Genomic DNA, 21,991 nt, shown 5'->3' on the forward strand with positions numbered 1-21,991 from the left:
GCAGCGTGTTAGCTCCTGCTCATCCGTTGGACGAGCCAGTCTCGCAAGTCCGGCCCGTACTCGGGATCCTCCAGCGCGAAGTCCACCGCAGCTTTGAGGAAACCGCCAGGATTTCCCAAGTCGTGTCGCCCACCGCGATGAACCACCACGTGCACCGGGTGTCCTTCGGAGATCAACAACGCTACGGCATCGGTGAGCTGCAGCTCACCTCCGGCACCTGGCTCGATGCGCTTGAGCGCGTCGAAGACCGCGCGGTCCAGCAGGTAGCGACCGGCGGCGGCGAAGGTGGACGGGGCCTCGTCGGGCGCCGGCTTCTCGACCATGCCGCGGACCCGCTTGACATCGTCGTCATCGGTGTCGGTGACGTCGAAGATGCCGTAGGAGGAGATCTGCTCGCGCGGTACGTCGAACGCGCACAGCACGCTGCCGCCGAAGCGGGCGCGCACCTCGGCCATCCGCGTGAGCACGCCGCGCGGCAGCACGAGGTCGTCGGGCAGCAGCACCGCGACCGCGTCGTCGTCATCGGTCAGGTTCGGTTCCGCGCAGCCCACGGCGTGGCCGAGGCCGAGGGCCCGCTCCTGCACCGCGGTCTCCGCGGCGATCAGCGCCGGCCCGCGGCGGACCTTCGCCAGCAACTCGTCCTTGCCGCGGTCCTCGAGGGTCTGCTCCAGCTCGGGTTGCGGCCGGAAGTACTCGGCGACCGCCCGCTTCTCCGGCGAGGTCACGATGACCAGGCGTTGCGCGCCGGCTTCGGCGGCCTCGGCAGCCACCAGTTCGATCCCGGGGGTGTCGACGACCGGGAGCAACTCCTTCGGCACCGCCTTCGTCGTCGGCAGGAACCGGGTTCCCAGGCCGGCTGCGGGCACGATGGCGGTCCGGAACGCTTTGGGCGTGCTCGTCGGGCTGCTCATGGCCAGGGAGCCTATCGGGCAGCCCTAGAGTGGACTTGTGAGCTCACTGGACGAATCGCTTACTACCAAGTCCGAGTGGCGCCGCGCGTTGCTCCAAGCGCGCCGGAACGTCGCCGAGGGCGCTCGATCGTCCGAGGCCACGGCGCTGCAGGAGGCGCTGCTGCGCTGGCTGGACGGACAGCAGGTGCGGACCGTCACGGCGTACGTCCCGGTGGGCGGCGAGCCGGGGACGCCCGGCACGCTCGATGCGCTGCGCGACGCCGGGCTGCGGGTCCTGCTGCCGGTCGTGGTCCGCGACGGGCCGCTGGAGTGGGCGGAGTTCACCGGTCCGGATTCGCTGCGACCTGCGGGTTTCGGCCTGCTGGAACCGGCAGGCGAGCGGTTGGGCCCGGCCGCGATCGGCGAGGCCGACGCGCTGCTGGTGCCCGCGCTGGGCGTGGACCACCGGGGCGTTCGGCTGGGGCGTGGCGCCGGTCACTACGACCGGTCGCTGCCGTTGGCCGCGCCGGACGCGCCGCGGATCGGCGTCGTCCGGGACGAGGAGTTCGTCGCCGAGCTGCCCGGGGAACCGCACGACGTGCGGATGACGGGTGTGCTGACACCCGGTCGTGGGATCGTGGCGCTACCCATGTGACATAGGAGTGTTTGCGCTGGGCACCCAACGTGACGCATTATCGTATTAGCACTCCTGCGGTTCGAGTGCCAGGACGAGATGTCGGAGGTTCACGGCCGTGCCCACTTACCAGTACGCCTGCACCGAATGTGATCACCGGTTCGAGGCGGTGCAGTCGTTCAGCGAGGACTCCCTCAGCGAGTGCCCGAAGTGCACCGGCCGGCTCCGCAAGCTGTTCAACGCCGTGGGCATCGTGTTCAAGGGCTCGGGCTTCTACCGCACCGACAACCGGTCGTCGAACTCGTCGTCCTCGACCACGAGCAACGGCTCGTCGTCCTCCTCGTCGTCGAGCAGCAGCAAGTCCTCCGAGTCGAGCTCGTCGTCTTCGAGCAGCAGCTCCTCGACCACCACGGCCGCCGCTTCCTGATCCCCGCCTCCGGTTCGCCGACCGCAGTCACCGCGGTCGGCGACTTTCGTGTGCGCGCAGGGTGATCCCCTCGCCGCAGGAGCAATCCGTCCGGGTGAGCCGAGTTGTCCACAGAGGACCGGTTTGTCCACAGATTTCCGCTTCCCCCTCCCGCCCGGGCCGGCGAATCCCTAACTTCGGAGTTCGTCGACCGCCGCGAGCGAGGAGTGGATCATGGCACCGAAGGACCGTCTCAACTCGACAGTGCTGCACCGCATCGGCGCGCTTTTCCTTGGCCGGCCGGGCTTTCGCCTGCACGCCTTGCGCAGGGCGGCCGCCGTGGCCCTGCTGCTGCTCGCCGCCGGACTGACCGTGCAGCCGCGTCACGGACCGCCGGAGTCACGCGTCGCGGTTCTCGTCGCCGCCCGCGATCTGCCGCCCGGCCGGGTCCTGTCGAAAGCGGACGTGGCGCGCCGCGAGCTGCCCGCCGACCTGGTGCCGGACGGCGCGTTGCGCGACATCGCCACCGCCGAGGGCCGGGTGCTCGGCAGCGCCGCGCGCAGCGGCGAACCGCTGACCGACGCCCGGTTCAACGGTCCCGCGGTGGCCTCCGGCGGCGCCGGGACGGCGGCCGCGCCGATCCGCCTCGCCGACCCCGAGGTGGCGGACTTCCTGGTGCCCGGCAGACGAGTGGACCTCGTCACAACCCTCACTCGATCGGGTGCGGCTTCGGTGCTTGCGGAGGACGTCAAGGTCGTCGCGGTGCAGGCCCCGCAGGGCCATCGGGACCAGGGCAGACTCATCTTCGTGGGGCTGCCGGAGCAGGCCGCTGCGACGGTCGCCGCAGCCGCCCTGAGCCAATCGGTCACCGTTACCCTCCGCTGAGTACGCGTCACGCGCCCGATCCCTATCGATTCGGCGCGTCATCCATCCGGGCCGCGGACGTCGCATCTTTCGAACCGGCGTTCGCCCGGACACACCCATGATCTGGAGAGGAGCTCCCAGCGTGCTCAAGGGCTTCAAGGACTTCCTGATGCGCGGCAACGTGATCGAACTGGCCGTCGCCGTGGTCGTCGGTAGCGCGTTCACCGCGCTGGTCACGTCGTTCACCACCAGCATCATCAAGCCGGTCATCGCCGCCACCGGGGGCGGCAACGTCACCGGCCTGAGCATCCAGCTGCGCGCCGGCAACGAGGCGTCGATCATCGACTTCGCCGCAGTGATCAACGCGGTGATCACGTTCTTCATCACCGCGGCCGTCGTGTACTTCCTGTTCGTGCTGCCGATGAAGAAGCTCACGGAGCGCCGCAAGAAGGGCCAGGAGGAAGACCCGGCCGACCCGACCGACGTGGAGCTGCTGCAGGAGATCCGCGACCTGCTGCGCCACGAGCAGGGCCTGCCGAAGATCGAGGGCCTCGCCGTGAACGAGAAGACGAGCGTCTCGGGCAACGGCCAGCAGAAGTGAGCCTGCGGCCGGGCTCAGCGCGCGTCGTGGTGCGGCGGCCGGTTCTCCCGGTACCAGCGCTCGTCGTCGCCCGCGGGGGCCCGGTCCGGGCGGTCGTCGGAGGTGGCCTCGGGGAGGACGTCGCCGAAGATCTCGGCGAGCTTGCGCCGCCGTTCCCGCTCGGCGGGATCGGAGGTCTTGCCGGAATCGTTCGCGGTCACGCCTCCATCGTCCCCCATCGCCGCGAGTGCGCGTACGGACGGCCGGATGCAGGTGTGAAGTCGGTTACAGTTAAGACTGCTAGACGTCGAGGCTGCGGGAGCGGCGCCAGGCGTGGCTCACCGGGTGTCGAAGCCACGGGAGGCGAGAGATGAGTTTCCTGGACAAGGCCAAGGAACTGGCCAACCAGGCCAAGGGCAAGGCCGAGGAACTGGCCGAGAAGGCGGGTCCGAGCGCGGCGAAGGGGCTCGACGCGGCCAAGTCGAGCCTGGACAAGGCCACCGGCGGGAAGTACCACGACAAGATCGAGAACGTCAGCCACAAGGTCGAGGGCATGATCAAGCGGGACCACCACCCGGACGGCCAGCCCCCGAAGGGCCCCGACGAGAAGGGCCCGGAAGGCGGCGCGGAACCGCCGAAAACCCCCTGACCCGAACGAAAGCCCGTGAAACACGACGGTGGCGGCCCCCAACGGGAGCCGCCACCGCCGTTCTCGCCCGGATCAGGCCGTTTCCAGGCCCGAGAGTTGTTCGATCACGTGGGTCACCAGGGGCGTCAGGGTGGCCATGCCGTCCCGGACCGAGGCCCGGGAACCCGCCAGGTTCACCACCAGCGTGCTGCCCGAGACCCCGACCAGGCCGCGCGACACGCCCGCCTCGACCGCGCCCGCCGCCAGGCCGGAGGCCCGCAGGGCCTCCGCGATGCCCGGGATCGGGCGGTCCAGCACGCCCGCCGTCGCATCCGGCGTGACATCCCGCGGCGACACCCCGGTGCCGCCGACCGTGATCACCACGTCGACCCCGCCGATCACCGCGGTGTTCAGCGCGTTGCGGATGTCCACTGTTTCCCCGGCCACCGCGACGGTGCCGTCGACGATGAAACCGGCTTCCTCCAGCAACTCGGTCACCAGCGGACCGATGTTGTCTTCCTGCTCGCCCTGGGCGACCCGGTCGTCCACCACGACGACGAGGGCCCGGCCCAACCGCTGCGCGCTGCGTTCCATGCCGGTAACCGTAGTGCCAAGGTGTGCCCCGTTCAGATCCAACGAGCCGGTGAGATCGACCATTCGCACGGCCCGCCGCGGAACCACGGTGCCTGTTTCGTCGGACATGTTCCTCCCAGTTCTGCAATGCCCCCGAGCGGTTTTCGACCGTTTTGCGAAGCCTGCGCCGCCGACCGCGCCGAGCCGCCCGGAGGGGGCAGAGCGGACCCGGCACGGTCGACGCGGAACGCGGCCGGCGAACGGCCGCGCGTTCGGATCACCCCTTCTGGCCGGCCAGGGTGGCCTCCACGGTCCGGTCCCCGCCCGGGCCGGTGACGGTGATCGGCAGCCGATCACCGGGCGCGTGCGAGCGGACCGCGGCGATCAGCGAGTCGGTGTCCAGGACTGCCCGGTTTCCGATCCTCGTGATGACGTCGCCGGACCGGATCCCGGCCTGCTCGGCAGGCCCGCCCGGGGTGACGTCGCGGACCTGCGCGCCCGCCTGCTGCGGCGAGTTGGTGATCACCACGCCCAGCGTGGTCTGGGTGGCCGAGCCGGTGTCCTTCAGCTCGGTGGAGATCCGCTTGGCCTGGTCGATCGGGATCGCGAAGCCCAGCCCGACCGAGCCGGCCCGCTCCTGGCTCGAACCCGGGCTGTAGATCGCGGAGTTGATGCCCACCACGTTGCCGTCCATGTCCACCAGCGGGCCGCCGGAGTTGCCGGGGTTGATCGCGGCGTCGGTCTGCAGGGCGTTGAGCACGGTGTCCTGGCTGCCCGACTCGCCACCGGCTCGCACCGGGCGGTCCTTGGCGCTGACGATGCCGCTGGTCACGGTGCCGGAGAGGCCGAACGGCGAGCCGATGGCCACGACCGGCGCGCCGACCGGCAGGTCGTCGCTGCGGCCGAGATCGGCCGCCGTGAGGCCGGTGATATCGGCCTTCACCACCGCGAGGTCCGACTTCGGGTCGGTGCCGACGATCCGCACCGGCGCCGAGCGGTTGTCGTGGAACAGCGCCGTGAGCCGGCCGTTCTGGGCACCCTCGACGACGTGGTTGTTGGTGAGGATGTAACCGTCGCTGCTGATCACGATCCCGGAGCCCTCGCCGCCGCCCTGCGCGGTCACCAGCTGCAGCTGGACGACGCTGGGCAGCACCTTTTCCGCGACCTGCTGCACCGAGCCCGCCGGTGCGGTGCTGGCGCTGCGCGCCGGACGCGACTGGTCCAGCGACGTCACGGCGCCCTTGTCACCGCCGAGCTGGTACCCGACGTACCCGCCGATGCCACCGCCGACGAGGCCCGCCACCAGCGCGAGGACCGCTGCGCCCGCGACCAGCCCGACGTGCCGGTTCCGCTGCTGCGGCACCGGGGCGGCGGCGGTGTAGCCGCCGGAAGGCCAGGGCTGCGCGTGCGGGAACTGCTGCGTCGCATGCGGCGGCTGCGCAGCGTGCTGGGGCTGCTGCGCGGCCTGGGCGTGCACTTGCTGGGGCTGTGGGTAGGGCTGCTGCGGAACCCCGGCAGGTGGCGTGTCGCCGGTACCTGCGACAGGCCCGTCCGCCTGCGGCTTCGGTTCGTCCGGCTGATCGCCGGAGTAGCCCGGGGGGTGATCGGTCATGACTCCACTCTGCTCCAGACGGCTGAGAAGTGCCTGAGACTAGGCTGTGCGACAGCCTGAAAACCAGCCGGGGAACTGTGATCTGCGACTGGCCGCCCGGCCGCGCTCACCGCAGCCGGGCGGCGATCTGCTCCGGCGTGACGTCGTTGATCCACACGCCCATGCCGGATTCCGAGCCCGCGAGGTACTTCAGCTTGTCCGCCGAGCGCAGCACCGAGAAGACCTCCAGGTGCAGCCACGAGAGCTCCCGGCCGGTGCGCACCGGCGCCTGGTGCCAGGCCGCGATGTAGGGCAGCGGGCGGTCGTAGAGGCCGTCGAGGCGGCGCAGGACGTCCAGGTACGTCACGGCGAAGTCGTCGCGCTCGGCGTCGGAGAGCGCGGCGATGTCCGGCACCTGGCGGTGCGGCACGAGGTGCACCTCGACCGGCCACCGCGCGGCCGCGGGCACGAACGCGGTCCAGTGCTCGGAGTCGACGACCACCCGCTCGCCCGCGGCACGCTCGGCGGCGAGCACGTCGCCCTGCACGTGCCGCCCGTGCTGCGCCAGGTACTTCTCGGCGACCTGCAGCATCTTCTCCGTCTTGGGCGTCACGAACGGATAGCCGTAGATCTGGCCGTGCGGGTGGTGCAGCGTGACGCCGATCTCCTCGCCGCGGTTCTCGAAGCAGAACACCTGCTCCACGCCGGGCGTTTCGGCCAGCGCGGCGCTGCGGTCCGCCCAGACGTCCACCACGGTGCGCACCCGGTCCGGGCGGAGCGCGCCGAACGACGAGTCGTGGTCGGCGGTGAAGCACACCACCTCGCAGCGGCCCCGCGCGGGCGCGACCGGCACCATCGGCATGCCATCCACAGTGGACTCATCGCCAGGAATGCCTTGCGCGAACGACGGGAACTGGTTCTCGAAGACGACGACGTCGTAGTCCGCTTCCGGGATCTCGGTGGGCCGTCCGGGCACGCTCGGGCACAGCGGGCAGAGCTCGGCCGGCGGCTTGTAGGTCCGCGCCTGCCGGTGCGCCGCGATCGCCACCCACTCGCCGGTCAGCGGGTCGCGCCGCATCTCCGAAGCCGGGGCCTGCGGCGGCAGCGCCCTGGTGTCCTCGGCCAGCCGCTCCCGTGCAGGGTCGGCGTCGAAGTAGATGATCTCCCGCCCGTCGGCCAGGCGTCGCGCCGTCCGCTTCACCGCTCCTCCTCCACACCCAGCTGATCGGCCAGCAGGAGTTCGACGTGCTCGGCCAGCAGCTCGCGCGCGTCGGCCGGCAGCCCCTGGTCGCTGATCAGCAGATCGACCTCGTCGAAGTCGACGATCGTGGAGATCCCGACGGTCGACCACTTGGCGCTGTCGGCGACCACGATCAGCCGCCCGGCCGCCTCGGCCAGCGCCCGGTTGGTCTCGCTCTCGTTGAGGTTCGGGGTGGTGAAGCCGGCCCGCGGCGCCATCCCGTGCACCCCGAGGAACACCAGGTCCAGGTGCAGCGAGCGCAGCGCCTGCACGGCGACCGGCCCGACCAGCGCATCCGACGGGGTGCGGACGCCGCCGGTGAGCACCACGGTGCGGTCGGTGCGGCCGCGCTGCTGCAAGGCGTCGGCGACCCGCACGGAGTTGGTCACCACCGTCAGGTCGGCGACGTCGTCGAGGTGGCGCGCGAGCGTCCAGGTGGTCGTGCCTGCGGACAGGCCGATCGCGGTGCCCGGCCGGACCTGCTCGGCGGCCAGCCGCGCGATCGCCTCCTTCTCGGCGAGCTGGCGCACCGACTTGGCCTCGAAGCCCGGCTCATCGGTGCTGCGGCCGATCGTCGAGGTGGCGCCGCCGTAGACCTTCTCCACCAGACCGCGCCGGGCGAGCGCGTCGAGATCGCGGCGGATCGTCATGTCCGACACGCCGAGCCGCAGCACCAGCTCGCCGACCTGCACCGCACCGGTGCGCCGCACCTCGTCGAGGATCACTTCCTGGCGTTGCCGCGCGAGCACAGCACCGTCCCCTCAGACCGTCGAACGGCCGCGCGGGGCTCGTGAGTGTTCCGTTCTTACCGGAACGATCACTCACGAGCCCACCTGCGCGGCCCAAGCAAACAAGAACCAACACTACCCGACCGGGCTACCGGCGGATGGTGCTTGCTCCAAGGCAGCGCCCGGAGCATTGCTGTTCATTGCTGTTCGATGTACTGGGGACTGCCCGGCAGCGTCATGCGCAGCAGCGCGCCGCCCTCGGGGGCCTCGCCGGCCCAGACCGTACCGCCGTGCCGCTCGGCGACCTGCTTGACGATCGACAAGCCCAGCCCGGAGCCCGGCAGGGTCCGGGCGTCGGAGGACCGGTAGAAGCGCTCGAACACGTACGGCCGGTCCCCGGCCGCGATGCCGGGACCGCTGTCGGCGACCTCCAGCACTGTGGTGCCGCCGGCCGGTTCGGGATGCAGGTCCACCCGCACCCGGCCGCCGTCCGGGCTCCACTTGGCGGCGTTGTCCAGCAGGTTCAGCACCGCGCGCTCCAGCGCCGTCGCGTCGCCCATCATCACCCACGGCTCCAGGCGGACGTCGAACTCGATGCGCGGGGCGCGGCGCCGCGCGCGGTTCAACGCGCGCTCCACGACGTCGACCAGGTCCACCGGCTCGTGCACGGCCTGCGGGGTGTCCTCCCTGGCCAGCTCGACGAGGTCGCCGACCAGCGCGGACAGCTCCATCACCTGGGCCTGGACGTCGGCGAACATCTCCGCCCGGTCCTGCTCGGACAGCTCCGGCGCGTCCGGCCGGGCCGAGGCCATCAGCAGCAGCTCCAGGTTGGTGCGCAGCGAGGTCAACGGAGTTCGCAGCTCGTGCCCGGCGTCGGCCACCAGGCGCCGCTGCCGCTCCTGCGACTCGGCCAGGGCGCCGAGCATCCGGTTGAAGCTGGTGGTCAACCGGGCCAGCTCGTCGTCCCCGCCGACCGGGATCGGGCGCAGGTCGCCGGTGAGCGCGACGCGCTCGGTGGCCGCCGTGAGCCGCTGCACCGGCCGCAGCCCGGCGCGGGCCACCGCCGTCCCGGCGGCCGCCGCGAGCAGGATTCCGGCACCGCCCATCACCACCAGCACCACGCTCAGCTGCGCGAGCGTCCGCTGCGTCGGGTCCATCGACGTGGACATCACCAGCGCGGCGTTCTGCCCGGTCGGCACCGCCACCACCCGGCTGTTGGTGCGCTGATCGGTGCGCAGCGATTCCCGGGTCTCGCCCTTGGCGACCGCGAGCTCGTCGATGCTCATCGGCGGCCGGTCGGCCGGGCCGACCACGACGCCGTCCGCGGACAGCACGCTGATCTTGAAGTTCTGGGCGACGAAGAACGCCACCGGCACCTGCTGCAGGTCGGCGGTGCGCACCAGCGGGCCCTCCGCGGCCTCCACCGCGCGCTCGACGAGGTTGTCGTCCAGCTGCTGGTAGAGGCTGTCCCGCACGGTGACGAAGGCCGCGACGGACACCAGCGCCACCGCGCCGGCGACGCAGACCGCCGCCAGCCAGGTGACGCGGTTGCGCAGCGAAACGCGCTGGAACCGGCCTTTCGGGCGCTCGTGCGGCTCCAGGTCCGGCGGGGGTGGTGCGGGAACCGTCACGGCGGCGTCTCGCGGAGCACGTAGCCGACGCCGCGGACGGTGTGGATCAGCCGCGGCTCACCCTCGGCCTCGGTCTTGCGGCGCAGGTACCCGATGTAGACCTCCAGGGCGTTGCCCGAGGTCGGGAAGTCGTAGCCCCACACGTCCTCCAGCAGGCGGCTGCGGGTCAGCACCTGCTTCGGGTGCGCCATCAGCAGTTCCAGCAGGGCGAACTCGGTGCGGGTCAGGCTGATCGGGCGCTCGCCGCGCCGGACCTCGCGGGTGCCCGGGTCCAGCTCCAGGTCGGCGAAGCGCAGCGCGGGCGGCAGCTCGTCCAGTCCCGCATCCGGCGGGCTGGCGCGGCGCAGCAGGGCGCGGAGCCGGGCCAGCAGCTCTTCGAGCGCGAACGGCTTGGGCAGGTAGTCGTCGGCGCCCGCGTCGAGCCCGGCGACCCGGTCGGACACGGCGTCGCGCGCGGTGAGCACCAGGATCGGCAGATCGTCGCCGGTGCTGCGGAGGCGCCGCGCGACCTCCAGACCGTCCAGGCGGGGCATCATCACATCGAGCACCATGGCGTCCGGGCGGTTGCCCGCCAGGAAGTCCAATGCCTGTTGACCGTCCGCAGCGAGCTCGACCTGGTACCCGTTGAACTGCAACGACCTTCGCAGGGATTCCCGCACGGCACGATCGTCGTCGACGACGAGGATGCGCATGGGCACAGTGTTACTCCTGGCCCTGAGAAGCAGCTGAGAACCCGCCGTGCGTCGCGGCACCGCGTGACATCCATCTCCACCCGAGTGCCACTCCGGCGCGCACCATCACCCTGGGTGATCGCGCGCGCCGGTTCGGTCACCGCTGTTGGAAGTGCCGGATGAGCGCGCGCGGCACCAGCTTGCGCTCTCCGTCGACGACGATCGGCACCAGGTCGGGCGCGGTCGCCTTCCACTGCGATCGGCGGTGGCGGGTGTTGCTGCGGGACATCTTCCGCTTGGGAACGGCCATGTCGGTCCTCTCGTGGTTCCGGTGTTTCCGCTGCTCATGGGCCGTGCGTGTTTTGTGTTGCCATAGCGACGCAAAAGACGCACGGCTGCTGGTCAGCGGATCCGGTCGCCGTAGCGGCGGCGGAACTTCTCGACCCGGCCCTGGGTGTCGAGCACCCGCTGGTTGCCGGTCCAGAACGGGTGCGAGTAGGCGGTCACGTCGATCACGATCAGCGGGTACGTGTTGCCGTCCGCCCATTCCGTCCGCACATCGGACGTGGCGGTGGAGCGGGTCAGGAAGCGGTCGCCGGTGGTGCGGTCCTGAAACACGACCGGCCGGTATTCGGGATGGATCCCGGGTTTCACTAGTTCTCCTCCAAGGTCGTTCGAAATCGGTCCCGTGCGGGGTGGGGCGGTTTCGCGCGAAAACGCCGCCCGGCCCGCGTGCGAACGCCGGTTTCGCGCGAAAACGGCACCCGGCAGACGTGGGAGCGCCGGTTTCGCGCGAAAACGGCGCCCGGTGATGCGCCCGGCCGGCCGCTACGCCTTGCCGGTCTCGCCGGTGGCGTCCGCGGTGGTCTCCGCCGGGTCGTCCCCGCACGGATCGGTGTGCCATTCGCCGAACGGGTCGTAGTAGCTCGCCCACGCCCGCTGCCCCGCCGCGAGCTCGTCGTCGGTGAGCAGGGCGCGGCGCAGGGCGTGGTCGATGTCCCGCGGGTCGGCCTCGTGGACGATCACGACGAGCTCCTGCATCCGGTCGCCGTAGTAGTCGTCCCAGGTCAGCGAGGCCCTGACCTGCCGCTCGGCCGAGACGTCCGCCCAGTCGCCGGGCTCCAGCGCAGCCAGCCACGGCCCGGCGTGGCCGACGCCGAGGCCACCGCCGGCGGACTCCAGCCACAGCGCGACGTCCGGCTGGCTGGCCACCCAGACCCGGCCGCGGGTCCGCACCACGCCGTCCAGCAGCACGTCGATCGCCTCGTGCAGCCGCTCCGGGTGGAACGGCCGCCGCTCCTCGAACAGCACCACCGACACTCCCGCGTCGGTGTCCAGCGACGGCTGCCCGCGCAGCAACCTCCCCTGCGGCCCGTCGACCACACCGCGCCGCGCGTCGGCGGGCACCTTCGCCAGCAGCACGGAAACGTCCAGGTCGTCCAAGTGCGCGGCGGGGGCATTGGGCGTGAGCCGGGCGATCACCGCCTCGGTGCGCACCCGGTTCCACCGGTCGCCGGAGCGGCCGGCGAGCACGATGGCGTCGGCGAACTCGACCTGCCCCACCGCGACCTGGGCGACGGTGCGCTCGTCGTCCGCGCTGCCGCCGAGGCCGCGCTCGACGAGCTCCTCCTCGCCGGTCGCGTCGGCCAGCCAGGTGGCCAGGTCGACGGTGGTGACGACGGCTCGGACCTCGACGTCGTCGACCAGCGGGCGGTCGTCCACCAGGACGTTCTGCAGCGCCCAGCAGATCGTTTCGGGTTCCAGCGCCGGATCGAGCTGCACGACGATCCGGGTCACGTCAGGCGCGGCGGACAGCCTGCGCAGCAGCGGCAGCATGTCGAGGCGCAGGGTGCAGGACACGCAGCCGTGCGCCAGCTCCAGCACCTCGGTGGTCTCGGCGTCTCCGTGCCGGACCAGGCGCCGGACCACGCCCTGGGTGACTTCGCGCAGGTCGTGGTGCACGAGCGCGGTGCCGGCCGGGTCTTCCCGCCACGCCGCTCCGGCCACCGCCGCGACCTGCTCCGCGCGGATCCCGGCCACCATGATCAGCGGAGTCCGCCGGTTCGCGGACGACTCGGTTCCCATCCCCACCTCAATCGACAACGGTTTTCATCTGACGCGGACACACGCTACCCTCGTCGGCGGTGAAATGAAAATGGATGTCATTATCGAGAGGAAGGTCATGTCCGTCCGCTGCCAGGTGACCGGGAAGAAACCCGGCTACGGCAACCAGGTCTCCCACTCCCACCACCGAACCCGCCGCCGCTGGCTGCCCAACGTGCAGCGGAAGCGCTACTGGCTGCCGTCCGAAGGTCGCTGGATCCGGCTGCGGGTGTCGACGAAGGGGATGAAGACGATCGAGAAGCTGGGCATCGAGGCCGTGGTGGCCGCGATGCGAGCGCGAGGGGAACGCGTCTGATGGCCAAGAGCACCGACGTCCGCCCGGTGGTCAAGCTGCGATCCACCGCAGGCACCGGCTTCACGTACGTGACCACCAAGAACCGCCGGAACAACCCGGACCGCCTGGTCCTGCGCAAGTACGACCCGGTGGCCCGCAAGCACGTCGAGTTCCGCGAAGAGCGCTGAAGGATTTAAGCGTCGCGGTGGCGATTTCGATCGCGGAAAGCAAAGGCGGCTGCGCAGCTTGCTTGACGGGAGTCATGGTCGAGCGCGCTCGCTGCCGATCCTCCTATCCCTGCTCGTGAGTGGTCGTTCCGGTTCTTACCGGAACTGCCGCTCACGAGCTTCGAGCAGTGAAAGGAACGGCCGAGTGGCCAAGAAGTCCAAGATCGCGCGCAACGAGCAGCGTCGCGAGATCGTCGCCCGGTACGCGCAGCGGCGGGCCGAGCTGAAGCAGATCATCGTCGCGCCCGGCAGCAGCCCCGAGGAACGCGTTGCCGCCCAGCGCGAGCTGCAGCGCCAGCCGCGCGATGCGAGCCCGGTTCGCCTGCGCAACCGGGATGCCGTCGACGGGCGTCCGCGCGGCTACTTTCGCAAGTTCGGCGTCTCCCGGGTGCGACTGCGCGAGCTGGCGCACGCGGGCGAGCTGCCCGGCGTGACGAAGTCGAGTTGGTGAGCCGTGGTGCACAACGACCGGCGCAGCGTGCGCCGCAAGCCGAACCTGCTCCAGCGCGAAGGCGTCGTCCAGGTGGACTGGAAGGACACCGCGCTGCTGCGGAAGTTCATCTCCGACCGGGGCAAGATCCGCTCCCGTCGCGTCACCGGCCTGACCACGCAGGAGCAGCGCGAGGTGGCGCGGGCGATCAAGAACGCCCGCGAGATGGCCCTGCTGCCCTACCCCGCGAACGGCCGGAAATGAACCATTTGCCCAGGTAGCTGCTCGTGAGCGTGTTGGATCGCCAGAGCGCTCCAACACGCTCACGACACCTGAGCAGGCAAAACCTCCTGTTGGCGCCCCTCACCTCGCGCCCCTCAGCGCCAGCGGCAGGATGGTCGACGATGACGATCGCCGGACGAGCTTCCAAGTTGACCGACACCGCCCCCGCCGCCGACCTCTACGACGTGATCAACCGCCGCCGCGACGTGCGCCGGGAGTTCACCGGCGGCGAGCTCCCCGAACCGGTGCTGCGCCGCGTCCTGACCGCCGCGCACAGCGCGCCCAGCGTCGGACTGTCCCAGCCGTGGGACTTCGTCCTGGTCCGCGACGACGCCACCCGCCGCGCCTTCCGCGAGCACGTGCTGGCCGAGCGCAGCGTCTTCGCCTCCCAGCTCGACGGGGAGCGCGCCGAGACCTTCGCCAAGATCAAGGTCGAGGGCATCGTGGAATCGTCGCTGGGCATCGCCGTCACCTACGACCCGAACCGCGGCGCACCGCAGGTGCTCGGCCGCCACGCGATCGCCGACGCCGGCCTGTACTCCGTGTGCCTGGCCATCCAGAACCTGTGGCTGGCCGCCACCGCCGAGGGCCTGGGCGTCGGCTGGGTCAGCTTCTACCGCGAGGAGTTCCTCCGCCGACTGCTGGGCATTCCGCAGGGAGTGCGTCCGGTGGCATGGTTGTGCGTAGGGCCGGTGCGATCCCTTGCCGACACGCCGGACCTGGAGCGGCACGGCTGGCGACAGCGGTTGCCGCTTGAACAGGTCGTGCACTACGACAAGTACGGACAAGGTCGCAGCCGGTAGCCTGGACGGCACGAAACCGCTCCGGCACGCGGTTCCACTACAAGTTGCGCTCCTGCGAGGACGCGGTGCTGCAGGATGATCCGCTGATGGTCGGCCACCTGCCGGCCCACGACCGCCATGTGCGGCTGTTGCTGGACTCCGGCCGCTTCGCCGAGGCGAACGCGGCGTTCGACGAGCTGATCAAGGCCGGGACCAGCGACGTCGGCGAGCACTGGAACCGCCCGACCGTGCTGGTGCACCGGGCGTCGGTGGCGTGGCGGCTGGGGCGCATCCCGCTCGCCCTGGAACTGATCGCCGAGGGCTGGACCGATCTCGACGTCGACCGCCCGGAAGGCCCGGCGGCCGCGCACACCATCAGCATGCTCGGCTACCTGCTGGAGACCATCGGCCACCGCGGCCCAGCGCTGGAGCTGATGGCGCTGTCGGTGCAGATCGCGCGCGACTCCGACGACCAGGCGGCGCTGGCGCACTGCCTGAGCCGGGAGGGCAACGCGCGGGTGTTCCGCGCCGTGACCCGGCCCGACGAGACCAGCAGGGCGCAGTTCGAGCTGGCCCGCGACCTGTTCGACGAGTCGCAGGGGCTGGCCAAGCCCGGGCAGGTGAAGCGCTCCGCGCTGGCCGGGTTCGCTCGGGCGCTGGCCGGCGTCGGCGAGACGGCCGCAGCCGAGCGGACCGCCCTGGAGGCGCTGGCGCTGGGTCGCGGCGCCGACGACTGGTTCACCACGGCCGAGGCGAACTGGGTGCTGGCGGTGGTGCGCCGCGAGCAGAACCGGCTGGAGGAAGCCCGCACGTTCGCCAGCCGTGCCCTGGAAGGCGCCGAAACGATCCGCGACACCATGCTGATGATGCAGTTCTCCCTCGACCTCGCGGCGATCTGCGAGGAGCTGTCCGACCCGGTCGGCGAGTCCGCCGCGCTGCGGCGAACGGTCGCCGCGAGCAGCACCGCGGTGGAGGTGCTGCAGGAGGGGCTGGGGCAGGCGTTGGAGCAGCGCCGGGTGGCGGTGCAGGCGCAGCGCATGGCGGTGGCCGCCCGCGAAGCCGCGCTGCGCGACCCGCTGACCGGCCTCACCAACCGCCTCGGCCTGGAGCGGCGCGCACCCGTGCTGTTGGAGAGCACCGCGGCGGCCGGCCGGGTGCCGTGGCTGTTGCTGCTGGACGTGGACTGGTTCAAGGACGTCAACGACCTCGCCGGGCACACCGCGGGCGACGTGGTGCTCCAAGAGGTCGCGAACCTGCTGCGCCGCGAATGCCGCGCCGACGACCTCATCTGCCGCTGGGCGGGCGACGAGTTCGTGGTGCTGCTCGTCGACGCGTCGGAGGAGTCCCGCGACGCCGGGCCGATCGTCGCCGAGCGGATCCGCGCCGCGGTGCAACGGCACGACTGGCGGCTGGTGCTCGGGCGGCTCACCAAGGCGCCGACGGTGAGCATCGGCGTCGCCGCGGGTCCGGCGAACCTGGAGCACCTGTTCGCCGCCGCCGACATCGCGCTGTACCGGGCGAAGCGGGCCGGGCGCAACCGGTGGGAGATCGATGGGGACCGGCCGACCGCGGACAGCTCGACCACGAGTTGAGGCGCACCCGGCTCGATTAGGATCGATCGTCATGTCCACCGCGCTGCTATCTCCGATCGACGGGTTTCCCCTGCGCAGCAAGGTAGAATCGACACCGGAAGCCCGGAAGCCCGGAAGCCCGGAAGCCCGGAAGCCCGGAAGCCCGGAAGCCCGGAAGCCCGGAAGCCCGGAAGCCCGGAAGCCCGGAAGCCCGGCGGTGGGCCATGTCGCCGCTGAGCCGCAGCGGGCGAAACGCTGGGACACCGCGCCGGTGGAGCGCCGGGTGCTCGGCGTCGTGCGAACCCTGACGACGCTGGATCGCCTGCTGGACGTGCTCCCCGTGCTCGCCGACGACATGCGGGTGGAGACGCGCTTCGCGGTGGCGGCAGGCTCGGAGTTCGCCGCGAACCTCACCGACGAGCTGCACCGCTCGCAGGCCCGGGTCGCGGACTGGGAGCAGGCCGTCGGCAAGGACTTCGACCTCGCGATCTCGCCGAGCGGCAACGGCCGGCTGCACGAGCTGGAGATGCCGGTGCTGACGCTGCCGCACGGCGCCGGGCACCACAAGCTCCGCGCCACGGAATCCGGTGTGGCGGAGGAAGTTTCGGGCCTGTCCGCCGCGCAGCTGATGCACGAGGGCCGGGTGGTTCCGGCGGTCGTCGGCCTCTCCCACCCGAGCCAGCTGGCCGCGCTGAGGCGCGACTGCCCGGAGGCGGTCGCGCGCGCCGAGGTGATCGGCGATCCCTGCTTCGCGCGCCTGCAGGTCAGCCTGCCGATGCGCGAGCACTACCGCGCGGCCCTCGGCACCGGCAGGCGAAAACTCGTGGTCCTCGCCTCGACCTGGGGCCCGCATTCGCTGTTCGGCAGGCAGGGCGGGCTGGCCCGGGATCTGGTCGCCGCGTTGCCCGCCGACTACCAGGTCGCCCTGGTGCTGCACCCGAACATCTGGAGCAGGCACGAGGGCCTGCAGATCCGGACCTGGTTGCAGACCGCCCTGCGCGACGGGCTCGTCCTGGTGCCCAGGCTGCGCAAGTGGCAGGCCGCGCTGATCGCCGCGGACGTCGTGATCTCGGATCACGGCTCGCTGTCGTGCTACGCCGCAGCGCTGGGAAAACCGCTGCTGCTAGCGGCTTTCGGCACCGACGAGGTGGTGCCCGGCTCCCCGATGGCGCTGCTGGGCGAGCGGGCGAAGCGCCTCGACACGACCGGAGACGTACGGGCGCAGATCGACGCGGCGCGACCGGTACCCGACCACCAGCAGCTCGCGGGGCTGGCCTTCCAAGACCGCGCCTGCGAACGGCTGCGCAGCCTGATCTACCGGCAGCTGGACCTCCCGGAGCCGCCGTGGCCCGCCCGGCCGGCGCCGGTCGACCTGTTCCACTCGTGAGCGGTTGTTCCGGTAAGACCCGGAACGATCACTCACGACCGAGCTTGCGGGCTACCTGCTCCGCCTTCGGGCTCTCGGCCTGATCGTAGATCTCCAGCGCTTCCGCCAGGCATTCCCGCGAACCCGGCTGCCCGGTCGCGGTGAGCGAGTCGGCGAGCAGCTCCAGCGGCTCGGCGAGGTCGAAGGATGCCTGCCGTTCCCGCGTCGCTGCGATGACCTCGCGCAGCACCGAAACGGCCTGCTCGTGCTGCCCGAGCGCCTGGTGCGCCCGAGCCGTCGCGACCCCGATCCGGCCGGGAGTCCGCTTGTCCTCGGGGAATTCCGCGAGCCGGTCCAGGGCGGTCCGCAGCACGGCCAGGGCCTCGTCGTGCCGGCCGAGCCCGGACAGCGACTTGCCCATCAGGTATTCCTGCAGCGCCATGCCGCGACGCCGCCCGAGCTCCTCGTTGAGCCGCCGCGCCCGCTCGAAGTTCCCGATGGCCTCGGCGAATTCGTCGCGCGCGTGCAGCACCTTGCCCTGGAACTCCAGCGCGGAGGCCAGGATTCGCCGGTGCCCGGCCTGCTCAGCCGCAGCGACCGCCTTCGCACACTCCTCGTGCGCCTCGTCGAGTTCGCCGCACTCCATCAGCAGCTGACCGCGCAGGCTCCGCATCCGCGCTTCCGCAACGGGGTCCTCGATCGCAGCCGCGGACTCGATGGCAGATGCCAGCGCCGGCAACGTGTCGGAGTAGTGCTTGTGCTGGTTGTGCAACGCCCACAGTGGACCGTCGCAGAGCGCGATCACGTCGACGTGCAAATCACTTTCGCCCGCCAGTCGCACCATTCCGAGGATGTTGACGCGCTCGCGCTCCAACCATTCCAGCGCTTCTTCCCGCGTGCCGAACGGGTTCTCGCCGCCGACCTCGTCGTCCACGACGCGGAGCCGGCTGGGTTCCATCACCATCCGATCTGCGAACGCGCCCTGCCGCCGGTACCACCCGACAAGGCGTCGCAACGCGTCGTCGCGCTTCGCGGCGCCAAGCGCCCGAGCGGCTTCGGAGGCGTGTTCTCCCACGAGATCGTGAAGGAGGAACTGCTCTTGGTCGTTCTCTTCCACCAGACAAGTCCTGTGCAGCTCGGCGAGACGGGATTCGGCATCGAACTCGGCGAGATCGGCTAACGCCGCCACCGCCCCCGCCGAGAACACCGCCCCGGGGAACACCCCCAGCCACGCATAAAGCTCCGCTTCGGCGCTCGAGAGCTGCTCGACCGCCAGGTCGAGCGCCGCGAACGCCTCGTGGAGGTGATCGCGCCGCCTCCTCTTGTCGGACAGTTCCCGAACCGCACGCGCGATGCTCCAGGACGTCCGGCGCCGGAGCATCCCGGCCACCAGGCGAAGGACGTGCGGCAGCCTGCCGCACCGGTCCACGAGCTCCGCGGCAGCGACCGGATCGGCGTCGATCCGCTCCCCCAGACCGCTGCGCCGCAGGTAGTCGAGGGCATGCGCCGGTTCGAGCGCGGTCAGCCGAATGGGCCGAACGCCGTCCAGCACCAGGTCTGCGGCGTCGTGATGGCTCGTGCAGAGCACCACGCTCTCAGCCGAGGCGGGCAGCAGCTTCGCAACGTGCGCGAGGTCGCCCACGTTGTCGAAGAAGAACAGCAGCTTCCGCCCCTTGGTCTTGGTGCGCAGCAGGGCGATCTTGTCGTCGTCCGACAACGGAATCCGGTCCCCGGCCACGCCGAGGGAACGCAAGCAGTGCTCGGCGGCCTCACCGAGCGACCGCTGGCCGAGCCCGAAGTCGAACCGAACCTGGCCGTGCTCGAACGAGTCGATCACCCGGTGCGACCAGTAAGTACCCAGGGCGCTCTTGCCGACCCCGCGAATCCCGCTGATCACGGCGCACCCGGCCCGAGCCCCACGCGCCTCGGCGAGCAGCGCGTCGAGAGCCTCGCGCTCCGGCTCCCGGTCGACGAAGTTGACCGGCTCCGGCAACAGCTGCCCGGGCGTCTCCGGCGCCTGCTCGTGGAAGTGCACGTCGCCGTGGATGGCCCCGGCCTGCACGAAGTTGTGCACCGGACCGCTGTTCTCGTTGCCCATACCCACCCCAGTGGCGCCGAACGGTAACGATCACCTGACGATACGCGACGGAAGCCTGCGACAGGCGGGACGCAGGGGACGCCAACCGGGTGTCAGCCGACCCCGGCGAGCCAGGTACGCTCCGAGTGAGGTCGAAGACCAAGCCCTCGTAGCTCAGGGGATAGAGCACCGCTCTCCTAAAGCGGGTGTCGCAGGTTCGAATCCTGCCGGGGGCGCAAAACCGCTGGTAAACGAAGCGGGGGTTGATCTAGTTCAAGATCAACCCCCACTTTACCCCCATCTTCGGAGTGCTGCTCTAGGCTCCGAACCACTGCACCAACAGCAGGTGGACTTCCCGCTGTTCTTCGAGGATGAGGTAGAGCACGTGACCAGCGTGGCCGTACCCAAAATCCCAACGCCGTACGGGACCATCAGGATTGGCGCCGTTCACCGGGAAGCCGTTCCACGGCGCGAGCCGCAGGACGTCTAACGCCTCAGCGTAGGCAGTCAGGGCATGACCAGGCAGCGCGGCGACTTGGTCGTTGACCGAGTCGTCGGGAACGATGTCGTACACCTACCGGCCCAACCGCCGACGGATGGTCTCCTGCATGACATCGAGCGGTACAGCATCAGGGTTTTTGCCGGTTCGAAGGATCTGCTCAGCCTTGGCCAATACCCGCGCGTATGTCCCCGGCGCGACTTGCTCGGTGTGCGCGTAATGCTGCCACTTCTGCAGCAGACCAAAGACCTCGGTGAGGTCGTGAGAGCGCTTCGCGCGGTCAAGGACCAGTTCCCATTCCGCGTCGAACTCGGCGGCTGCTTGCGGGGTCAGGCACGCTCGGATACTCGCAGCGTCCGCAGGCGGTGGACCTGGAGTGCTGCTCGGAACAGGGTTCGGGGCGGCCACGTGACCAACCATAGCCGTCGACGTCAACCAGCAGCCTCCGTGTCGACGCCGCTAGGCCGCAGTCTGTCGGGCTTCAGATGATCCTTGACGTTTTGGCTTCACTTGATCCTTGACGTCGGACCTTGGCAGGTTAGTGGTTTTGTGCGCGTCTGTGGGTGATCTCGAGGGTGGTGGTGCGGGGGACGGTGATCAGTAGGTTCGGGCCGTCGTGGACGTGGATGTGCTGGTCGTCGATGGTGGCGGTGATGAGTTTGCGGGCGTGAGTGCGGCCGATCTGGATGCGTTGGCGGGCGATCATGACACCGCCGCTGCTGGACACGATCCGTTCGACCGTGACCGGTCCGGTCGGCGGGGGTGTGGGTGGGGGTCCGCCGGGCTGGGCGCCGCGCAGGTAGGCCACCGCCCTGGTGGTCAACGGGGTGGGCATCGAGCGCAGCAGGGTCCGTTCGGCGGCGTCGAGCACCGTCATGGTGGTGGTCTCGAACCGCAGCACGACCCGTCGGCCGGCCAGCGGGAAGCCGACGCTGACCGCCTTGTTGGCCAGGCCGACGCAGCCGGCCGCGTTCACGGTCCGTTCGACCTCGATGACGGTGCTGGCCGGTTGTTGGGCGGTGGGAGCCTCGTCGTCGACCTGGCGGGCTTTGCCGCTGTGCACCAGGGCGTGCAGGTCGGAGGCGGCCAGTTTCGAGCCCACGGTCTTGATCAGGACACCGGCCAGCAGCACCCGCAGGTGGGTGGTGGAGATCCGCAGGGTGATCGGTGTCCCGGCCCGGTCGGGACCGAGCCAGAGCTGTTGGCCCCGCACCGACATGTTGCCTGAGGCAGGCACGACAGTGTCCATCTCGATGGTGATCGGCGCGGCGGCCGGGGAAGGCCCCATTTCCTTCAAGCGCAACAGATTCGCCGGCATGGTGGCGATCGTCGGGGCTGGCTCCGGCTCGACGACTGGGTCAGGCGTCTGGCCGTTGATGACGTCTAGTTCGGCGGGCAGCACCAGCGGCAGGACCGCGGCTTGTTGTTCTGGTTCGCTGTCGGTGCTGGTGAACCGGTCGATCGGGGAGGCCATGTTCAGGGCTTGATGCGGGCGGTCGATGTTGTAGTCGGTGACCCAGGTGTCGATCATTGCTTGGGCGTGGATGATCGAGTCGAACGGGTCGTGGTGGTCGAGTAGTTCCCGCCGCAGGCTGCCGTGGAATCGTTCGATCTTGCCGGTGGTGGTGGGTGAGCGGACCTGGGTCAGCCGGTGGGTGATGCCGTTTTCCCGGCAGATCCGGTCGAACAGCACTTCTCCTGCGCGTGGCCCGCCGAACTTGCCGGTGAACTGTTTTCCGTTGTCGGTCAACACTTCCTCGGGAACGCCGTAGCGTTTCAGGGCGTGAGCGAACGCGGGGGGTGTCAGGTGGGTTGTGTACAAGATCCGATAGTTGATGGAGTACGCAGATGACCACGACTGATCCGCAGCAGCAGGAAGGGAATCCGTTCGGGGCGGCCGGGCAGCCGCGGTCGGCTCGGGAC

At 70.5% G+C, this 21,991-nt stretch carries 26 protein-coding genes, 1 tRNA gene and 1 pseudogene; 13 read left to right on the top strand and 15 right to left on the bottom strand.

Annotated features, from left to right (window positions below):
* Nucleotides 1–8 precede the first annotated feature (8 nt).
* A complete protein-coding gene (locus E1288_RS34785) occupies nucleotides 9–911 on the bottom strand; it encodes a UTP--glucose-1-phosphate uridylyltransferase (RefSeq protein ID WP_132492896.1) in 903 nt (300 codons plus the stop codon).
* 37 nt (nucleotides 912–948) lie between these two features.
* On the opposite strand from E1288_RS34785, the gene E1288_RS34790 reads away from it, so the two are divergent.
* The 4 genes from E1288_RS34790 (at nucleotide 949) to mscL (ending at nucleotide 3,395) form a co-directional block, all read left to right on the top strand.
* Entirely contained in the window at nucleotides 949–1,545 is a 597-nt protein-coding gene (locus tag E1288_RS34790; RefSeq protein WP_132492898.1) for a 5-formyltetrahydrofolate cyclo-ligase, read from the top strand.
* A gap of 97 nt (nucleotides 1,546–1,642) precedes the next feature.
* A complete protein-coding gene (locus E1288_RS34795; protein ID WP_132492900.1) occupies nucleotides 1,643–1,951 on the top strand; it encodes an FmdB family zinc ribbon protein in 309 nt (102 codons plus the stop codon).
* A 213-nt stretch (nucleotides 1,952–2,164) separates the two neighbouring features.
* Entirely contained in the window at nucleotides 2,165–2,815 is a 651-nt protein-coding gene (locus tag E1288_RS34800; protein WP_132492902.1) for an SAF domain-containing protein, read from the top strand.
* Nucleotides 2,816–2,936: 121 nt separating this feature from the next.
* Nucleotides 2,937–3,395 (top strand): large conductance mechanosensitive channel protein MscL, encoded by a 459-nt coding sequence (mscL, locus tag E1288_RS34805; protein WP_132492904.1) that lies wholly within the window; start codon nucleotides 2,937–2,939, stop codon nucleotides 3,393–3,395.
* Between the two features lie 14 nt (nucleotides 3,396–3,409).
* Here the strand turns inward: mscL and E1288_RS34810 are convergent, their stop codons facing one another.
* On the bottom strand, nucleotides 3,410–3,595 hold the full coding sequence (locus E1288_RS34810) for a hypothetical protein (protein WP_165968416.1): 186 nt from the start codon (nucleotides 3,593–3,595) through the stop codon (nucleotides 3,410–3,412).
* Between the two features lie 149 nt (nucleotides 3,596–3,744).
* Here E1288_RS34810 and E1288_RS34815 point away from each other — a divergent pair, with 149 nt between their 5' ends.
* Entirely contained in the window at nucleotides 3,745–4,023 is a 279-nt protein-coding gene (locus E1288_RS34815) for an antitoxin (protein ID WP_132492908.1), read from the top strand.
* A gap of 72 nt (nucleotides 4,024–4,095) precedes the next feature.
* Here E1288_RS34815 and E1288_RS34820 read toward each other — a convergent pair whose 3' ends face one another.
* The 9 genes from E1288_RS34820 to mrf all read right to left on the bottom strand — a co-directional run bounded on the left by E1288_RS34820 (nucleotide 4,096) and on the right by mrf (nucleotide 12,521).
* Nucleotides 4,096–4,596 carry a MogA/MoaB family molybdenum cofactor biosynthesis protein gene (locus E1288_RS34820; protein WP_132492910.1) on the bottom strand — a complete coding sequence of 167 codons (501 nt, stop codon included), beginning with the start codon at nucleotides 4,594–4,596 and terminating at the stop codon, nucleotides 4,096–4,098.
* A gap of 256 nt (nucleotides 4,597–4,852) precedes the next feature.
* Entirely contained in the window at nucleotides 4,853–6,187 is a 1,335-nt protein-coding gene (locus E1288_RS34825; protein ID WP_207954725.1) for a S1C family serine protease, read from the bottom strand.
* 106 nt (nucleotides 6,188–6,293) lie between these two features.
* Complete coding sequence (galT, locus tag E1288_RS34830) at nucleotides 6,294–7,367, bottom strand: galactose-1-phosphate uridylyltransferase (RefSeq protein WP_132492912.1); 1,074 nt, start codon at nucleotides 7,365–7,367, stop codon at nucleotides 6,294–6,296.
* Complete coding sequence (locus tag E1288_RS34835) at nucleotides 7,364–8,155, bottom strand: DeoR/GlpR family DNA-binding transcription regulator (protein ID WP_132492914.1); 792 nt, start codon at nucleotides 8,153–8,155, stop codon at nucleotides 7,364–7,366. Before E1288_RS34835 ends, galT begins: the two co-directional genes overlap by 4 nt.
* A gap of 176 nt (nucleotides 8,156–8,331) precedes the next feature.
* Nucleotides 8,332–9,765 (bottom strand): HAMP domain-containing sensor histidine kinase, encoded by a 1,434-nt coding sequence (locus E1288_RS34840; protein WP_132492916.1) that lies wholly within the window; start codon nucleotides 9,763–9,765, stop codon nucleotides 8,332–8,334.
* On the bottom strand, nucleotides 9,762–10,457 hold the full coding sequence (locus E1288_RS34845) for a response regulator transcription factor (RefSeq protein ID WP_132492948.1): 696 nt from the start codon (nucleotides 10,455–10,457) through the stop codon (nucleotides 9,762–9,764). Before E1288_RS34845 ends, E1288_RS34840 begins: the two co-directional genes overlap by 4 nt.
* Before the next feature lie 136 nt (nucleotides 10,458–10,593).
* A complete protein-coding gene (gene rpmF / locus E1288_RS34850; protein WP_132492918.1) occupies nucleotides 10,594–10,746 on the bottom strand; it encodes a 50S ribosomal protein L32 in 153 nt (50 codons plus the stop codon).
* Between the two features lie 92 nt (nucleotides 10,747–10,838).
* Nucleotides 10,839–11,090, bottom strand: a complete 252-nt coding sequence (locus E1288_RS34855; protein ID WP_132492920.1) for a type B 50S ribosomal protein L31 — start codon at nucleotides 11,088–11,090, stop codon at nucleotides 10,839–10,841.
* A gap of 174 nt (nucleotides 11,091–11,264) precedes the next feature.
* Nucleotides 11,265–12,521 (bottom strand): ribosome hibernation factor-recruiting GTPase MRF, encoded by a 1,257-nt coding sequence (gene mrf, locus E1288_RS34860; protein ID WP_132492922.1) that lies wholly within the window; start codon nucleotides 12,519–12,521, stop codon nucleotides 11,265–11,267.
* Nucleotides 12,522–12,618: 97 nt separating this feature from the next.
* Here mrf and rpmB point away from each other — a divergent pair, with 97 nt between their 5' ends.
* From rpmB to E1288_RS34895, 7 genes are all read left to right on the top strand, one after another.
* Nucleotides 12,619–12,855 carry a 50S ribosomal protein L28 gene (gene rpmB, locus E1288_RS34865; protein WP_132492924.1) on the top strand — a complete coding sequence of 79 codons (237 nt, stop codon included), beginning with the start codon at nucleotides 12,619–12,621 and terminating at the stop codon, nucleotides 12,853–12,855.
* A complete protein-coding gene (gene rpmG / locus E1288_RS34870; RefSeq protein WP_132492926.1) occupies nucleotides 12,855–13,022 on the top strand; it encodes a 50S ribosomal protein L33 in 168 nt (55 codons plus the stop codon). Before rpmB ends, rpmG begins: the two co-directional genes overlap by 1 nt.
* A 184-nt stretch (nucleotides 13,023–13,206) precedes the next feature.
* Nucleotides 13,207–13,512, top strand: coding sequence for a 30S ribosomal protein S14 (gene rpsN, locus E1288_RS34875; protein WP_132492928.1), 306 nt, complete (start codon nucleotides 13,207–13,209; stop codon nucleotides 13,510–13,512).
* 3 nt (nucleotides 13,513–13,515) lie between these two features.
* Nucleotides 13,516–13,755: a 30S ribosomal protein S18 gene (rpsR, locus tag E1288_RS34880; protein ID WP_132492930.1), complete on the top strand. Its 240-nt coding sequence runs from the start codon at nucleotides 13,516–13,518 to the stop codon at nucleotides 13,753–13,755.
* A 140-nt stretch (nucleotides 13,756–13,895) separates the two neighbouring features.
* The gene (gene bluB, locus E1288_RS34885; RefSeq protein ID WP_132492932.1) at nucleotides 13,896–14,576 is read left to right on the top strand and encodes a 5,6-dimethylbenzimidazole synthase; all 681 of its coding nucleotides are present in this window, start codon (nucleotides 13,896–13,898) and stop codon (nucleotides 14,574–14,576) included.
* Nucleotides 14,577–14,662: 86 nt separating this feature from the next.
* Nucleotides 14,663–16,147: a GGDEF domain-containing protein gene (locus E1288_RS34890; RefSeq protein ID WP_132492950.1), complete on the top strand. Its 1,485-nt coding sequence runs from the start codon at nucleotides 14,663–14,665 to the stop codon at nucleotides 16,145–16,147.
* Nucleotides 16,148–16,178: 31 nt separating this feature from the next.
* Complete coding sequence (locus E1288_RS34895; RefSeq protein WP_235884024.1) at nucleotides 16,179–17,513, top strand: hypothetical protein; 1,335 nt, start codon at nucleotides 16,179–16,181, stop codon at nucleotides 17,511–17,513.
* A 28-nt stretch (nucleotides 17,514–17,541) separates the two neighbouring features.
* Here the strand turns inward: E1288_RS34895 and E1288_RS34900 are convergent, their stop codons facing one another.
* Complete coding sequence (locus E1288_RS34900; RefSeq protein ID WP_132492934.1) at nucleotides 17,542–19,590, bottom strand: NB-ARC domain-containing protein; 2,049 nt, start codon at nucleotides 19,588–19,590, stop codon at nucleotides 17,542–17,544.
* Between the two features lie 142 nt (nucleotides 19,591–19,732).
* Here E1288_RS34900 and E1288_RS34905 point away from each other — a divergent pair.
* A tRNA-Arg gene (locus tag E1288_RS34905) sits at nucleotides 19,733–19,805 on the top strand.
* An 80-nt stretch (nucleotides 19,806–19,885) separates the two neighbouring features.
* Here E1288_RS34905 and E1288_RS34910 read toward each other — a convergent pair.
* The 3 genes and pseudogenes from E1288_RS34910 to E1288_RS49250 form a co-directional block, all read right to left on the bottom strand.
* Nucleotides 19,886–20,143 carry a hypothetical protein gene (locus tag E1288_RS34910; RefSeq protein WP_235884025.1) on the bottom strand — a complete coding sequence of 86 codons (258 nt, stop codon included), beginning with the start codon at nucleotides 20,141–20,143 and terminating at the stop codon, nucleotides 19,886–19,888.
* The gene (locus E1288_RS34915; RefSeq protein WP_235884026.1) at nucleotides 20,144–20,476 is read right to left on the bottom strand and encodes a DUF6247 family protein; all 333 of its coding nucleotides are present in this window, start codon (nucleotides 20,474–20,476) and stop codon (nucleotides 20,144–20,146) included.
* Between the two features lie 1,042 nt (nucleotides 20,477–21,518).
* Nucleotides 21,519–21,851: pseudogene (locus E1288_RS49250) on the bottom strand (integrase core domain-containing protein); the annotation flags it as partial.
* Nucleotides 21,852–21,991 lie beyond the last annotated feature (140 nt).

The organism is Saccharopolyspora elongata (assembly GCF_004348985.1).
Classification (GTDB): Bacteria; Actinomycetota; Actinomycetes; order Mycobacteriales; family Pseudonocardiaceae; genus Saccharopolyspora; species Saccharopolyspora elongata.